This is a genomic window from Nocardia suismassiliense, assembly GCF_900269665.1.
GTDB classification, from domain to species: domain Bacteria; phylum Actinomycetota; class Actinomycetes; order Mycobacteriales; family Mycobacteriaceae; genus Nocardia; species Nocardia suismassiliense.
The window spans coordinates 5,801,847-5,815,597 of record NZ_LT985361.1; the positions used below are offsets into that span (position 1 = coordinate 5,801,847).

11 protein-coding genes are annotated in these 13,751 nt (G+C 65.2%); 3 read left to right on the forward strand and 8 right to left on the reverse strand.

The genetic code is table 11. The features are described 5' to 3' along the window. Genes DBO33_RS25740 through DBO33_RS25760 form a run of 5 tightly spaced genes read right to left on the reverse strand, consistent with a single transcriptional unit; the run spans nt 1 to nt 5,095 of the window. Nucleotides 1-1,014, reverse strand: coding sequence for an MCE family protein (locus DBO33_RS25740; protein WP_107657359.1), 1,014 nt, complete (start codon nt 1,012-1,014; stop codon nt 1-3). Continuing rightward, on the reverse strand, nt 1,014-2,087 hold the full coding sequence (locus tag DBO33_RS25745; RefSeq protein WP_107657360.1) for an MCE family protein: 1,074 nt from the start codon (nt 2,085-2,087) through the stop codon (nt 1,014-1,016). Before DBO33_RS25745 ends, DBO33_RS25740 begins: the two co-directional genes overlap by 1 nt. Continuing rightward, nucleotides 2,084-3,415, reverse strand: a complete 1,332-nt coding sequence (locus DBO33_RS25750; RefSeq protein WP_107657361.1) for an MCE family protein — start codon at nt 3,413-3,415, stop codon at nt 2,084-2,086. The genes DBO33_RS25745 and DBO33_RS25750 overlap by 4 nt, the downstream gene beginning before the upstream one ends. 15 nt (nt 3,416-3,430) lie before the next feature. After that, entirely contained in the window at nt 3,431-4,297 is an 867-nt protein-coding gene (locus tag DBO33_RS25755; RefSeq protein ID WP_107657362.1) for an MlaE family ABC transporter permease, read from the reverse strand. A gap of 3 nt (nt 4,298-4,300) precedes the next feature. Continuing rightward, the gene (locus tag DBO33_RS25760; protein WP_107657363.1) at nt 4,301-5,095 is read right to left on the reverse strand and encodes an MlaE family ABC transporter permease; all 795 of its coding nucleotides are present in this window, start codon (nt 5,093-5,095) and stop codon (nt 4,301-4,303) included. Nucleotides 5,096-5,242: 147 nt separating this feature from the next. Between DBO33_RS25760 and DBO33_RS25765 the strand changes: the two genes are divergently transcribed. Beyond that, the gene (locus tag DBO33_RS25765; RefSeq protein ID WP_107657364.1) at nt 5,243-5,812 is read left to right on the forward strand and encodes a MarR family winged helix-turn-helix transcriptional regulator; all 570 of its coding nucleotides are present in this window, start codon (nt 5,243-5,245) and stop codon (nt 5,810-5,812) included. Nucleotides 5,813-5,874: 62 nt separating this feature from the next. On the opposite strand, the gene DBO33_RS25770 is transcribed toward DBO33_RS25765, so the two are convergent. From DBO33_RS25770 to DBO33_RS25780, 3 genes are read right to left on the reverse strand one after another with little or no spacing between them, the layout of a single operon-like run. Next, nucleotides 5,875-8,496, reverse strand: a complete 2,622-nt coding sequence (locus DBO33_RS25770) for an aminotransferase class III-fold pyridoxal phosphate-dependent enzyme (RefSeq protein WP_107657365.1) — start codon at nt 8,494-8,496, stop codon at nt 5,875-5,877. Between the two features lie 23 nt (nt 8,497-8,519). Continuing rightward, nucleotides 8,520-9,563: a 3-oxoacyl-[acyl-carrier-protein] synthase III C-terminal domain-containing protein gene (locus tag DBO33_RS25775; protein WP_107657366.1), complete on the reverse strand. Its 1,044-nt coding sequence runs from the start codon at nt 9,561-9,563 to the stop codon at nt 8,520-8,522. Nucleotide 9,564: 1 nt separating this feature from the next. After that, nucleotides 9,565-11,619 carry a fatty acyl-AMP ligase gene (locus DBO33_RS25780; RefSeq protein WP_159080515.1) on the reverse strand — a complete coding sequence of 685 codons (2,055 nt, stop codon included), beginning with the start codon at nt 11,617-11,619 and terminating at the stop codon, nt 9,565-9,567. Between the two features lie 257 nt (nt 11,620-11,876). Between DBO33_RS25780 and DBO33_RS25785 the strand changes: the two genes are divergently transcribed. Both DBO33_RS25785 and DBO33_RS25790 read left to right on the forward strand, forming a co-directional pair. Continuing rightward, nucleotides 11,877-12,590, forward strand: a complete 714-nt coding sequence (locus DBO33_RS25785) for a 4'-phosphopantetheinyl transferase family protein (protein WP_107657368.1) — start codon at nt 11,877-11,879, stop codon at nt 12,588-12,590. A gap of 15 nt (nt 12,591-12,605) precedes the next feature. Then, on the forward strand, nt 12,606-13,751 hold the full coding sequence (locus DBO33_RS25790) for a hypothetical protein (protein WP_199856762.1): 1,146 nt from the start codon (nt 12,606-12,608) through the stop codon (nt 13,749-13,751).

The following is a 13,751-nucleotide window of genomic DNA, read 5'->3' on the forward strand; positions in this document are numbered from 1 at the left end:
TCAGTTACCTTCAATACGGCGGATCGGCGGCCGGACACCAGGAATTTCCGGCAATGCGGGTGGGGAAAGATTCACGATGACGGCCTCGAACCAGCGTCCGTTGCCCATCACGTTGGCGTAGAGCCGGTAGAACGGCGCGGCGAGCTCGAGGGTCTTGGCGATGTTGGCCTGGTTGTCGTTCAACATGCCGATCGCGGTGCGCAGGTTGGTCAGCGCGGTGCCCATCTGGTCCTGGTTGTCCTGCACCAGTGCGCTCAGTTCCGCGGCCAATGTCTGTGCACCGGTGAGTAGTTGGCGAATGGACTGCTGACGGAAGTTCAGCTCGGCGAGCAACGCCCCACCGTTGCCGAGCAGCCGCTCGAACTCGGCATTGCGATGCGCCAGCACCGCCGTGGTGCCCTCGGTGGCGTCGAACATCTTCCGCAGTTGCTCGTCGCGGGTGGCGATGGTCGCCGAGAGCCGAGCTATTCCGTCGATGGAGCCGCGGATCTCGGTGGGCGTGGTCGCGAATGCCTCCGAGAGCACCTGCATGCTGGTGGCCAGCTGTGCGGTGTCGATGCGATCGATGTTGGTGGCGGCATCGGTGAACGCGTCCACCACGTCGTAAGGAGACAGGGTGCGCGACAACGGAATCGGTGTGTCCGGATCGGCCGGTGCGGTTCCCTTCGGGTCCAGGGCCAGATACTTCTGGCCGAGCACCGTCTTGATCTGGATCGAGGCGGTGGTCTCGTTGCCGATCCAGGCGCCGTAGGTGCGGAAGTCCACGAGCACCTTGTCACCGTCGAGGCGCACGTCGGACACCTGGCCGACCTTCACCCCGGCGATGCGGACCTCGTTGCCCTTCTTCAGACCGGCGGCTTCGGAGAATTGCGCGGTGTACCCCGTGCTACCTCCGAGGAACGGCACTCGGTCCAGAAAGAAGACAGCGACCACGGCCAGTAGCACCAGAACGATGCCGAGCCGACCCACTGTGGCAGGACTGCGTGTGCCGCGGTGCAATGTCCGATATTCCATCAGCGGGCCTTTCCGTGACAGCGCGGGGCCGGGTTCGTGTACAGGGGTTGGTTGATCGTCGGCATCGTCGGCAGGTTGAGCTGCGGCGCATCCTTGGCGCCGGTACCGAGCTGAATGTCGAGACCGCACAGATAGAACTGGAACCAGCCGCCGTAACTGCCGACGCGGCCGAGCTTCTCCATCTTCACCGGCAGGGTTGCCAGTGCGGCGTTCACCTCGTCGGAACGCTCGTTGAGGGTGCCGGTGAGGTCACTCAAGCCCGCGATAGCGCCCTGCAGGGTCGGGCGCACCGGAACCAGCAGGTCCGCGGTGGCCGTGGCGAGATTGCCCATCGAGGTCACCGACCTGCCGACCGTGTCGCGTTCGGCGGACAAGCCGCTCACCAGCGTCTCGATGTTCACGATGAGCTGGTCGAACTGGTCGTCGCGTTCGTTCACTGCGGTGAGGACGGTCGTGAGATCACGCACCAGGTTCCCGATCACCAGGTCCTTATCGGCGATCTTGTTGGTCAGCGACGCCGTCGAAGCCACCAGGTCGTGGATGGTGCCCTGCTCACCCTGGAACACCTGGATGATCTCGTAGGACAGCTTGTTCACGTCTTCCGCGGTGAGCGTGCGGAACAGCGGACGGAATCCGTTGAACAGGGTGGTGAGGTTCAATGCTGGCCGGGTGTGGTCCAACCCGATGGTGGCGCCCGCGTTCAGCTTTCGGCCCTGCTCGCCGACGCTCTGTTCGAGTGCGATGTAGCGCTGGCCCACCAGGTTTCGGTATCGGATGGTGGCCGTGGTCGAGGCGGGCAGCCAATTCCGGTCGTGCAGTTCGAATTCCACTTCGGCCTCGCGCCGGTCCACGATTCCGACCTCGGTAACCTTGCCGACCCGCACACCGGCAATGCGAACCTCGTCGCCGGGAGCCAAGGAGGTCACATCGGTAAATCGGGCCTTGAACGCGGTGCCGCCGCCGGTGTAGTTGGCGATCGACAGGGCAAGGACGGTGGTCGCGAACAGCGTCACGATCACGAACACGGTCAACTTGACGAAGGGGCCACCGAGGCCACGCCAGCGTCTGCTCATCGGACGCTCACCTCACTGCCACGGAAGGCGGGCGCGGCAGCACCGGTCAGCCAGCTGGGCACGGTGTCGGGCGAAACACCATGCGCCGCACCGTAGATCGCGCCGAGCGAATCCTGTTCACTGGGAGAACCGGCCAGGGTCGGCTGCTGTGCGGCGGGGAAAACCCGCAGCTGCGGCTCCGGCAGATATCCGGTGGTCTGGTCGCCCGGGTTGCGGCTGGGCGGCTGGTAGCCGCCGTCGTTCGGGGGACCGCTCGGATATTGGCCCGGGTCGATACCGAGGGGCATCTCGGGCAGGCACCACGGGCCGCGCGGATCGAACCAGCGCGGCTCGTCCTGGTTGGGCAGATACCGGCCTCGGTTGTTGACGAGCTCGATCGTCACCCTGGTACCCGGCATATTCGTGCCCTTACCGAAGAGCTCGTCGATGCGTGGCTTGATCTGAGCGAAGTTCGCCAGCGTGCAGGCGTAGGCCGGGGAGAATTTGGCCAGCGTCTCCATCGCCGGACGGGAATCGGCGGCGACGTCGATAATGTTGGCGCGGTTAGCGATCAGGAAATCGGCGAGCCTGGACGAGCTCGGTGTCACCACCGCGTAGAGGTTTTCGATATCGGTGCGACGCTCGACGACGGTCGCGTTGGTGGTGCGGAAGTTGTTCAGCGCCTCGACCAATTGTGGCGCGGCATCGGAGTAGGTGGCCGCCGCGGTAGCGAAGTGCTGCAACCCCTCCTGGAGTTCCGGCATCACCGCGTTGACATCGCCGAAGATCGTGTCCAGCCGGTCCACCGTCACCCCCAACGCCTCGCCTTGTCCTGACAGTCCCTGCGAGAGCGCGCCCAGGACGGCGGCGAGATCCTGCGGTGGAATGGCCTCCAGCAACGGCATCAGATCATCGAGCAGCTTGCCGACCTCGATGGCGTTGCCGCTGCGGTCCTGGTGCAAGGTGACGCCCGCGGTCAGCCGCGCCGGGCTGGGGTCAGCCGGAATGACCAGTGCCACATACCGTTCGCCGAACAGGGTCTTCGGCAAGAGCCGGGCGGTCGCGTTCGCCGGGATCAAACCGGCCTTGCGCGGGTCGATCGCCAGGTCCAGGGTCACCTGCCCGCGTTCGGAGCGGCTGGACCGCACCTCGCCGACCGTGACACCACGAACCTTCACATCCGCGTTGCGGGCCAAGGCATTTCCGGCGCTGTCGGTGACCAGCGTGACCTCGACGGTGCGGACGAAGGTCTTGTTGTAGATCGCGACAGTCGTCCACAGGAACAGACCTGCCGTCGCGAAGAACGCGATGCCCGCCAACCTGATACGCGTCTTGCGGGTCCTACTCATTGTTTGAACTCCTGCTCATCCTGCGATCCGGACGGTGGTTGTCGTGCCCCAAAGGGCCAGTCCGAGAAATAGATCCAGCACCATGACCAGCACGATGGCGGCGCGCACTGCTCGGCCGACCGCGACTCCTACCCCTGCGGGCCCGCCGGTGGCGTGGAACCCGTAATAGCAGTGCACCAGGATGATGACGAACGCGAAGACCAGCACCTTCAGGAAGGAATACAAGACGTCCTCCGGCGGCAGGAACAACCCGAAATAGTGGTCGTAGGCTCCGCTGGACTGGCCGTTGAACCAGATACTGATCAGCCGGGAGGCGACGAAGGTGCCGAGCAGTCCGACGATGTAGAGCGGGATCACCGCGACGAAACCGGCAATGACCCTCGTGGACACCAGGAACGGCACACTCGGCACCGCCATCACCTCGAGCGCGTCGATCTCCTCGGATATTCGCATCGCGCCCAGTTGCGCGGTGAAACCACAGCCCACCGTCGCCGAAAGCGCTAGCGCCGCAACCAGAGGCGCGATCTCGCGGGTATTGATGTAGCCGGTGAGGAAACCGGTCAAGGTCGAGCTGCCGAGTGCGTCGAGCGCCTTGAAGCCCTGGAGTCCGACGACGACGCCGACCGAACCCGACATGAAAACGATGACGCCGATGGTGCCGCCGATCACCGCCAGCGCCCCGGTCCCGAAGGTCACTTCGGCCAGCAGCCGCATGACCTCCTTGCGGTAGTGCACGACGGTGCGCGGTATCCAGGCGATGGTGCGCGAGTAGAACGACATCTGCTCGCCCGCCCGGTCGATCACATCCAGCGGCGCACGGACGATTCCGCCAAATCGCCGGGCCGGCTTCGCGAGGAGCGGAGGCCGATACTTCGTCGCCATGGATCACGCCCCCTTCGCGGGGATGACTTGGAGGTAGACCAGCGTCACGATCAGGTTCACGAAGAAGAGCACCATGAAGGTGATGACCACTGACTGATTCACCGCCTCACCGACACCCTTCGGGCCACCGCCGGGCCGCAGGCCCTTGTAGGAGGCGATGACGCCGGCGAGGAATCCGAACAGCAGTGCCTTGATCTCCCCGACCCACAGGTCGGGCAGCTGGGCCAGCGCCGAGAACGAGGCGAGGTACGCACCGGGCGTACCGCCTTGCAGGACAATGTTGTAGAAGTAGCCACCGGCGATACCGACCACGGAGACCAGCCCGTTGAGCAGCACCGCCACCAGCATCATCGCGAGGACGCGAGGGACGACCAGCCGCTGGATGGGATCGATACCGAGCACCTCCATGGCGTCGATCTCCTCGCGGATGGTCCGGGAGCCGAGATCGGCGGCGACCGCCGAACCCGCCGCACCGGCGACGATCAAAGCGGTGACCACCGGGGCGGCCTGCTGGACGGTGGCCAGCACGCTGGCAGCGCCGGTGAACGACTCGGCACCGAGTTGTTTGATCAGCGATCCCGTCTGCAGTGCCACAACGGCACCGAACGGGATGGCAACCAATGCACTCGGCAGGATCGAGACACTCGCGACGAACCACGCTTGCTCGATGAACTCCCGAAATTGAAATGGCCGCTGGAATGTCTTGCGCAGCACATCGATCGATAGTGCGAAGATATTGCCGACCTGGCTGAAGGCGGGCTCTAAAGAAGGCCGCAAATGTGCCGGGTTCGAATTCACGAGGCGAACGCTACCCAGTGAATTGCTCTGCGGTACCTGGCAATTGCGTTTGCTGTGGCGGCTTGTAGCGCGGATCGGCGACCATTGTGGGAGATCACTGCGCGGGCACGACCCGCTGGTCACGATGCGCGACATACGCTTTCCGGCATGCCCGAACTATCTGCGATGACGCACCTGAACCCACGTCTCCACCACCACATGAGCCGCGCCCAGGTCGCCGAAACCACCGACCGCGAGCCGCGCCGGCACCGCGACGTGACGGCATTAGCAGCGGCCCTGCAGATCGTCTCCGGCCTGATCATGCGCCGTACCCGCAACGACACCGCGATCGCGGAGCTGTCGCTGACCCAGGTGTCGATTCTGGCCCGCCTCGAGCGCGGCGGTGCGATGTCCCATGCGGCGCTGGCGAAGATCGAACGGCTCCGACCTCAGACAATCCGCAATGTCGTCGACGGTCTGCGTGCCCGCGGCCTGGTCGTCGGTGAGCGCGACAGCGTGGACGGCCGCCGCATCAGGCTCGCCCTCACCGAGGCAGGGCGCGGCTGGGTGCGCGGCGTGCGGACCACAGCGCAGGACAGCTTCCTCACCCGTACCATGGCCGAGCAGCTCAGCCCGAAAGAATTGGCCACGCTCGCCGAGGCGCTGAAACTATTGGAACGCATCGCCTTCGCTCCGGCCGGCTCACACAGCACTCACCGCGATACTCCGTCGGGGTAGAACGGAGTACCGCGGTGAGTATTTCGCGATGGATCTGGCGGGCGGCTGCCAGTCCATCACGTCTAAGTGACGAACAGCTGGTCGGCCAGCATTTCGTCGAGGCTCTTCTCGAATGCATGCGCGATCTGGTCGAGGTCTTCGACATCGTGGGCGGCGCTGATCAAGAAGCTGTGCATCTCGGGCAGATAGACATAGTGCTTGCGCATGTAGTAGGCCAGCGCGATCGTGGCCTTGAAATTACTGCCTGCCATTCTTTCCCGGTATAAGCCTGCGGCGCGGTGGCTGAAGTTCAGCGAGAAGATCGAGCGTTCGGCATTGATGCGGCAGGCGATTCCCCGCGACTGTGTCGCCGCACGCAACTGCTGCGCGAGCAGCTGGGTGTTGGCTTCGAGCCGGGGATAGATGTCGCGGTTGCTGTCGAGGTGGTCCAATACCGCGAGACCCGCCGTGCAGGTGAGCGAGTTGCCGCTCAGGGTGCCGCCCGCGAACACCTTGTTCTCGTAGTCGTAGAACGGATCCTGCGAGCTCTTGGCCATGTCGATCAAATATTGCTTGCCGATCACCGCCCCGCACGGCAGTCCGCCGCCGATCACCTTGCCGAGGCAGGTGAGATCGGGGTGCACGTCGGCGAGTATCTGCGCGCCGCCGTAAGCGACCCGGAAACCGGAGACCACCTCGTCGAAGATCAGCGGGATATCGAGTTCGGTACACAGCGCGCGCAGTGCCCGCAGGAACTCCACGTTCAGCGTCACCACCGAGGTCGGCATAGGTTCCAGGACAACGCAAGCCAGCTCGTCGGCGTGTTCACGCAGCCGGGCCAGGCCGGCGATATCGCCGTACTGCAGCACCATGGTGCCCTCGACGGCAGCCGGATCGGTGCCGAGCGAACCGGCGACCGGTTCGGGCCGGTCCTTGGCGCCGGAGAACCGGAACCACGAGCTCACCATCGCCTGATCGGAGAAGCCGTGGTAATGCCCCTCGAACTTCGCCACCTTGGTGCGCCGCCGGTATCCGCGCGCCATCCGGATGGCGAAAAGTACCGCTTCGGTACCCGAATTGCACAGCACCGCCTTCTCTGCGGCGGGGAAGGCACCGACCAGCTTTTCGGCCAGCTCGAGCTCAGGCGTGTTGCCGATGCCGTTCACCAGCCCTTTGGACAGACCACCTGCGATCGCCGCGTTGATTGCCGGGTGGGCGTAGCCGAGCAGATGCGGCCCGTAGCCACCGGACAGGTCGATGAAGGAATTCCCGTCGCAGTCGGTCACGCTGCCGCCGGAGGCTTCCGAGACGAATACCGGGAAACTGCTCGGGAAGAAATAGCGGTCGATGTGCGTCGGCGCTACCAGTGTCGCCTGCGCCCGATCACGCATGGCCAGCGATCCCGGCATCTGCTCTTGGAATTCGGCCTCGAACCGCTGCTCGACCTCGGCGCTCATGTACGGCGAGTAGCGATCGGTGAACTTGCGCGCGTTCGACCAGATATCGATGTCGGGGTCGATTTGGGTCGCGAAGCCCTCACCGGACAGAAAGACCAACTCCACCTTGGTGAACGTGGTCGTGTATTGCGAATCGTAGCGCCGCAGGATCGCATTGACGTCGTTGAAGTAGGCGACGGTAGACCACCGGTTGCTGGAGACGTCGAAATGCTGGCGCAGCACCGCCACCATTTCCGCCTCGTAGGAAGGGCGAAGCTCGGTCAGTGCCGGCGCGGCGTTCACGAAATGCCGGGTGAACCGGTCGACGGCGATCACCCATTCCTTGCGGCTGCACGCGTAGTAGAACGAGGACAGGCCCCATTTCTCGTCCTCGCTCAGCTCGGCCGTGACACCGTAGTCCACCAGGATCACTTCGCCGTCGGCGGTGAACATCACGTTGCCCGGATGCGGGTCGCCGTGGCAGATGCCATGCATGTACAGCATCGTGTAGATCACGTCTTGGAGCCGCTGCGCGAGACGCTCGCGGGGGAACCCCACCGCGTCGGCGAGCCGGCCCGGAATGCCGTCCATGTACTCCATCACCAGCATCCGCTCGGTGACTAATTCCGGCAGCACCGCAGGGACTTTCACGAACGGATGCGACGCGAAGTTGGCGTGGATACGCCGCTGCTGGGTCGCCTCGTGCGTCATATCCGACTGTGGCCGTAGCAGTCTGGCCACTTCATCGAACCGTTTGGGCAGGTCGAGATACCGTATCGGCCACACAACGGCGTGGGTCAGCCGCACCGCGGTGCGCAGTGAACGCAGACTGTCCTCGATCTGCTCGGGAACCGAATCCTTGACCAGCTTCACCGCGACTCTGCGTCCGTCGAGCAGTTCGGCGGCGTGCACCTGAGCCACGGAGGCGCTTGCGATCGGCTCCAGGTCGAAAGACCGAAAGGTTGCCTCCAGGGGGGCGCCGAGCTCTCGTTCGATGGCTCGCCGGGTCTGGTCTTCGGGCATGTGTGGCGTGTGGTCTTGCAGCACACGCAGTGTGTTCACCCAGGATTCGGGTAGCAGGTCCGATCGCGTGGCCGCGATCTGTCCGATCTTGATATATATCGGACCCATGCGCAGCAGGAAGGCGAGCAGGGCGTCGGCCCGGCGCTGCTCCGAACTACCCCTGGTGCCCGGTCGTATCGAACCGATCGAGTATTCGGCAGCGCCGAGTGTCGCACAGCCGACGGCTTTGGCGAGATGTGTGAGCATATAACCACCGTTTTCGATACTCGTCAGAGGACGAAAGAGAAAGCGCCGAACGACATTCCGGCGCTGCCGACCCAACCGACCGCGCGCTCGCCGCGTTGCAGCACACCGGATTCGATCGCCGAAGCCATCGCGGTGGGCACCGAGGCCGACACGATATTTCCGGTTGTGGGGAAGACGTGATGGATCACCTTGCCGAGCCCGACGGTGTCGGCCATCAGCTGCCACTGGCGCTTGCTCGAGGCATGGGTGAACAGGGCCGACACATTCTCCGGATCCACGTCCAGACTCCGGAAGACGCTCAACGTGTCGGGCACGCCGATCTCGTGCATCTCCGCCCCGAACGAGGTGAAGTACCCGGTGCCGTTGGCGGCCACTTTATCCGACGGTTCGCAGAACCCTTCGTAGCCCGGCAATGTCACGTTGCACAGTGGTGCCAGATCCGGGCGGGAGATGAACCGGAAATTCCACGGGTCGCCGTCGTCGGCGCTCAGCACCGTCGCCGACGCGGCCTCCCCGAGGGTGTAGGCCGGGAAGATCGATGCCAGCGACTCCGCGTTGGGCAGCGTGAACAGGTGCGGGAACACCATCCCGCCCATCCGTAAACTGAACTCGGCGTTGACGATCACCGCGGTGCGATACTGCCCCGACCGCAGCATCGACTCGGCCACCTGCGCGGCGCGCGTCCAGCTCATGCACGCGTCGATGATGTCGAAGCAGTGCGCCTTGTCGAATCCGAGCGCGGCGGCGCAGTGGTAGGCGCCGCCCGGTTCGAGGAACCCGCGCCCGATACCGGTGTAGATGAGCAGATCGACCTCGCCGGCGTCTATCTCCGCCTGGCTCAGTGCGGTGGTGGTGGCGTCGCGGAGCAGCTCGAGTGGGCGCTCCCCCGTGTCGAGCCAGTGCCGTTCGTCCGAACCCGTGTAGCGCAGATAGGTGTCGATCTTGCGGAGCGTGTCGTCGAGGTCGCCGTCGAATCCGACCGAGCTGTGTTCGGCTATCAGGTCGAGGATGTCGGCATTGGTGACCGTTCTAGACGGCAGGCCGGCCGCGACAGAACAAAGTTTCATCTCACATCCTCGCGGTCGCGGGGCTGAGGGCTTCCGCGATGGCGTCCACCATGTGCGCGACAGACTCCGATTCCCAGAGCAGTTCCGGCGCGAACCGCTGACCCGCCCACGTCTCCAGGCTCTCGTGTAGATCGATCTGGTCTATCGAGCCGAAGCCGTGGTCGATGAGTGATCGGCTCAGATCCAGGACGGGTTTGCCGGGGCCGGGTCTTTCGTCTATCCAGGCGCGCACCCGCTCGATCAAGCCGAGCCGAACGAGCTCGGTCATGCTGTGCGATCCGGAGGGCTCCGTAGCGCGGTTCTCGTTCTCGGTAGTTTCACTCATCGTCTGCACGCCTTCCCTGCGATAGATCTCGGATAGCCGACCGGCTTGAAAATCGTTGCGGCACTGTTGCCGACGCAGTTTGCCGCTGGTCGTGCGCGGAATCGTGCCGGGGGCGATGAGCACGACCGTCCCCGCAGCGATGCCGTGCCGCTCGGCCACGAGCTCGTGCATCGCGGTGACCAGCGCGGTCGGTTCGGCAGTGCTGTCCGGCCGATATTCGGCGACCAGCACCAGGCTCTCCTGCCCGTCCTTTTCCACGCCGAAGGCGAGCACGCTGCCCGCGCGTAGCTCGTCGTGACCGTCGGCGAGTGTGCCCTCGATGTCCTCGAGGTAGTAGTTCACCCCGTTGACGATCATCATGTTCTTCAGACGGCCGCAGATGAACAGCTCGCCCGCGTACAGGAATCCGAGGTCACCGGTCCGCAGCCACGTGGTGCTCTCGCCGTCGATCCGGGCGCCGAAAGTCTGTGCGGTGTCCTCCGGTCGCTGCCAGTAGCCGGGCGATACGGCTGGCCCGGATACCCAGATCTCGCCGACCCGGCGGTCGGGCAGGCGGAACGCGGTCGCCGGGTCGACGATGGCGAGCTCGGTGGACAAGGCGGTGACGCCGAGACCGACCAGGTCGACGCCGTCGTCATCGGCGGCGCTGGGTTCGGCCTTGCCCGAACCCAGCGCCGACCGATCGAACCGCTCCGACAGGCGTCTGCCCCGCACATCGCCGCAGGTCACTTTGAGGGTTGCTTCGGCGAGTCCGTAACCGGGGGTGAGGGTGGTCGCGCGAAGCCCGGACGGCTCGAACGTAGCGTGGAACCGGTCGAGTGAAACCTTTCGCACGGGTTCGGCACCGTTGCTCAATGCCCGCCAGCTGCGGAGGTCCAGCGCGGCGCGCTGCTGCGGCGTGGTTTTTTCCACGCACAGATCGAGTGCGAAATTCGGTGCGCCGCTGTGGGTTCCGCGGTAGGTGTGGATGGCATCCAGCCAGCGGACCGGATTCTTGACGAAGGTGGACGGCGCCATGAGTACGGCAGTGCACCCGGTGTAGACGGGCAGCAGTATCCCGGTGACCTGTCCGAAGTCGTGGAAGTGCGGCAGCCACGACACGATGGTGTCGTCGTGGCCGACCTGCCAGCAATGTGCCATATCGGCGCTCTGGTGCAGCGCCATGGCGTGATCGATGATCACACCCTTGGGCGTGGCCGTGGAGCCGGAGGTGTACTGCAGATAGGCGACGGTGGAGCCGTCGGCCGCAGCCGCAGGGTCCACGTCGTCGGGACCCCGCAGGGTATCGGTGGCGACCCGCGGCAGGGCGGTAAACGAGTAGCCCGAGTCCAGCGAATCCAATTCGAGGACAGCCTCGCGGGTGGTCAGCACCGCGGCGGCGGCGCAATCCCGTGCGACCGCATCGATCTGCCCGGCTCGGCCGCGGGCCGGCTCGTAGAGCGGCACGGCGATCAGTCCGGCATAGAGGCAGCCGAAAAACGCGGTGACGTAGTCCAGCCCGGCCGGGTACAGCAGCAGCACCCGGTCGCCGCGGGCGAACCGCGCACCGAGGGTGTGCGTCAGTATCCGGGCGCGCCGATCCAGCTCACGATAGGTGAGAACGTCGGATTCCCGACCGTTCTCATCAAGGAAGGTATATGCCGTGCGATCACCGAGTTGCCGAGCTCTCGTACTGACGAGATCGACCCAGTTTCGCGCGGTGACTACAGAATCCATGGACAAGGTCTTCATGCCAGCCTCTACGTAACGAACCCAGAAATATTCAGCGAATCGGAGCAATTGCGAATCAGGGCCGTTTTTCATAGTCGATTCGAACGAACTCCGGCCAAGCTACCCACGGAATCAGCAGCGCGTCAATACTTTCCGCAATCATGGCGTGGAACATGCGCATCCGCCGTCAACCAGCTCGAATTCGTCAGCAATCGGTCAGTCTTATCGTCAGCAACTACCCGGATACTGTCGTCATTCACATACTGGAGAATTACCGAATGCCGCTACGCGAGGCCAGCATTATCAACCCAGCACCGCCACTGCACATTTCCCATGCGATCGGCGGGCCGACTATCGCCGTCGTATCGATGAATTCGGCGCCCACGGCAGCACACATGTCCGCCGCCGAGGCGGTCCACGCGGCAACGTTGCCGATTCCGAAGCGGCGCACCGAGTGGCTGGCCGGCCGGTTGGCGGCCAAGCTCGCAGTGCAGGAATACCGGCGGCGGCACTTCGGGATTCACGACGCCACCCGGGACATCGTGGTGAGCACCATCAGCGCCGGACCGCGCGCGGGCATGCCGGTGGTGGATGGCGCTGCCGGGATCAGCATCTCGCACTCCGGCGAGTTCGCCGTTGCCGCGTGCGCGTCCGGTCCGGTCGGGATCGATCTCGAGCGACACCGCCCATTCGCGCCCCTGCTTCGGGCCGAGTTAGGGACACCGATCGTCTCGGAGCCGAACAGCAGACACGCGCGGCTCGACACCATGGGGACACCGCTGCGGTGGGCGTGCCGGGAGGCGGTACTCAAGTATTTCGGGTTCGGCCTGCGCATCGATCCCCGCGAGGTCCGGCTCACCGGATGGCGAGCCGACGGCGAATTCCAGTGGGCGGCAGGGCCTTCCTTGCGGCACATGGCCGCCGCCCTGCGGTGGCCGCACCGGGCTCGGGCAGTCGAAGGCCAGGACTACTGCCTGGCCCTGGTTTGGTAGAGCGCGGAGATGAGCATGACACCACCCAGTTCCTTTCGGCAGGTGGAGCTTACGTTCACGGAATCGCTGGCGGTCGCCACCGACATCGCGGTACGAGCCCCGTCGTCGCACAACAGCCAGCCGTGGGGGCTGGGCCACGTGGTCAGCGACCTGGCTCGCCGCCGGGCCGCGGCACTGTGCGGCGAATCCGGTGCGGGCAGCGAGTTCCTGCTGCTCGCGGCAGATCAGGCACGTGAACTTGTGGCCCTGCCCGCCCATCACGCGGAGATGCAGCTCAGCTGCGGGTTGTTCTGGCGGTTGTTGCAGCGCGCGCTGGCCGCCCAGGGCTGGCTGGTGCGGGCCGTTGCGACCCCGGCGGATGCCGATCTCGGCGTGCTCGGCATCCCGCCCGGTTGGCGACCGTTGCGGCTGGTCCGGTTCCAGCGGACCGGCGCGAGCACCGAATCCCTCACGCTGCTGCGGCATCTCGCCACCACGCGGCACACCGACCGGGGTCCGTACCTGGATAAGGCCATCCCTGCGGCGGTGCTCGATCGGCTCGCGGACCTCGGCGCCGACGGGCAGCGCCGCCTTCATGTCCGGTATTTGACGTCCAGAGACGATCGCGCCCGGTTCGTTCGCTTCGTCGCTCGGCACGCGGGCCGGGACTTCGCGCACCACAGAGCGTGGCGAGAGACGCATTCGTTCATCCGCCGTACCGCGGCCCAAGCATCCGAATGCGGCGATGGCTTCACCTTCGAGCACTTGTTCGGCCCGCTGTCGTACCCGCAGATCCTCCTGCGACGCATCGCGCTGGCCCCCTTCACCATGCGGGCGCTGAGTCGGACCGGATTCCCGCGGATTCTCGCCGAACAGCTGGCCACCGTCGTGCGCCGTTCCCCGGCCGTGGTCACGCTGAGCCTGCCGGCTTCGGCCGGCGGCGACGACGACCTGCTCACCGCCGGAGAACTGGTCGCCGACTTCTGGCTGCTGGCCACGGCGGCGGACCTGACGCTGCATCCGATCAGCATCGTCGTCCAGCACGAGGACCTGCGCGATCTGTTGCAGAGCGAGCTCATGCTGAGGGGGCAGCTGCTTTTCGTTGCGCGCCTCGGTTATTCGAAGCACCACTACCCCCCATCACCCCGCCGGGATCCGGCCGCATCGTTGCGTGCGCTGTGA

Coding starts and splice junctions, on each gene's coding strand:
- DBO33_RS25740 (WP_107657359.1), bottom strand. CDS start 1,014: ATGGAATATCGGACATTGCACCGCGGCACACGCAGTCCTGCCACAGTG.
- DBO33_RS25745 (WP_107657360.1), bottom strand. CDS start 2,087: ATGAGCAGACGCTGGCGTGGCCTCGGTGGCCCCTTCGTCAAGTTGACC.
- DBO33_RS25750 (WP_107657361.1), bottom strand. CDS start 3,415: ATGAGTAGGACCCGCAAGACGCGTATCAGGTTGGCGGGCATCGCGTTC.
- DBO33_RS25755 (WP_107657362.1), bottom strand. CDS start 4,297: ATGGCGACGAAGTATCGGCCTCCGCTCCTCGCGAAGCCGGCCCGGCGA.
- DBO33_RS25765 (WP_107657364.1), top strand. CDS start 5,243: ATGCCCGAACTATCTGCGATGACGCACCTGAACCCACGTCTCCACCAC.
- DBO33_RS25770 (WP_107657365.1), bottom strand. CDS start 8,496: ATGCTCACACATCTCGCCAAAGCCGTCGGCTGTGCGACACTCGGCGCT.
- DBO33_RS25775 (WP_107657366.1), bottom strand. CDS start 9,563: ATGAAACTTTGTTCTGTCGCGGCCGGCCTGCCGTCTAGAACGGTCACC.
- DBO33_RS25780 (WP_159080515.1), bottom strand. CDS start 11,619: ATGAAGACCTTGTCCATGGATTCTGTAGTCACCGCGCGAAACTGGGTC.
- DBO33_RS25785 (WP_107657368.1), top strand. CDS start 11,877: ATGCCGCTACGCGAGGCCAGCATTATCAACCCAGCACCGCCACTGCAC.
- DBO33_RS25790 (WP_199856762.1), top strand. CDS start 12,606: ATGACACCACCCAGTTCCTTTCGGCAGGTGGAGCTTACGTTCACGGAA.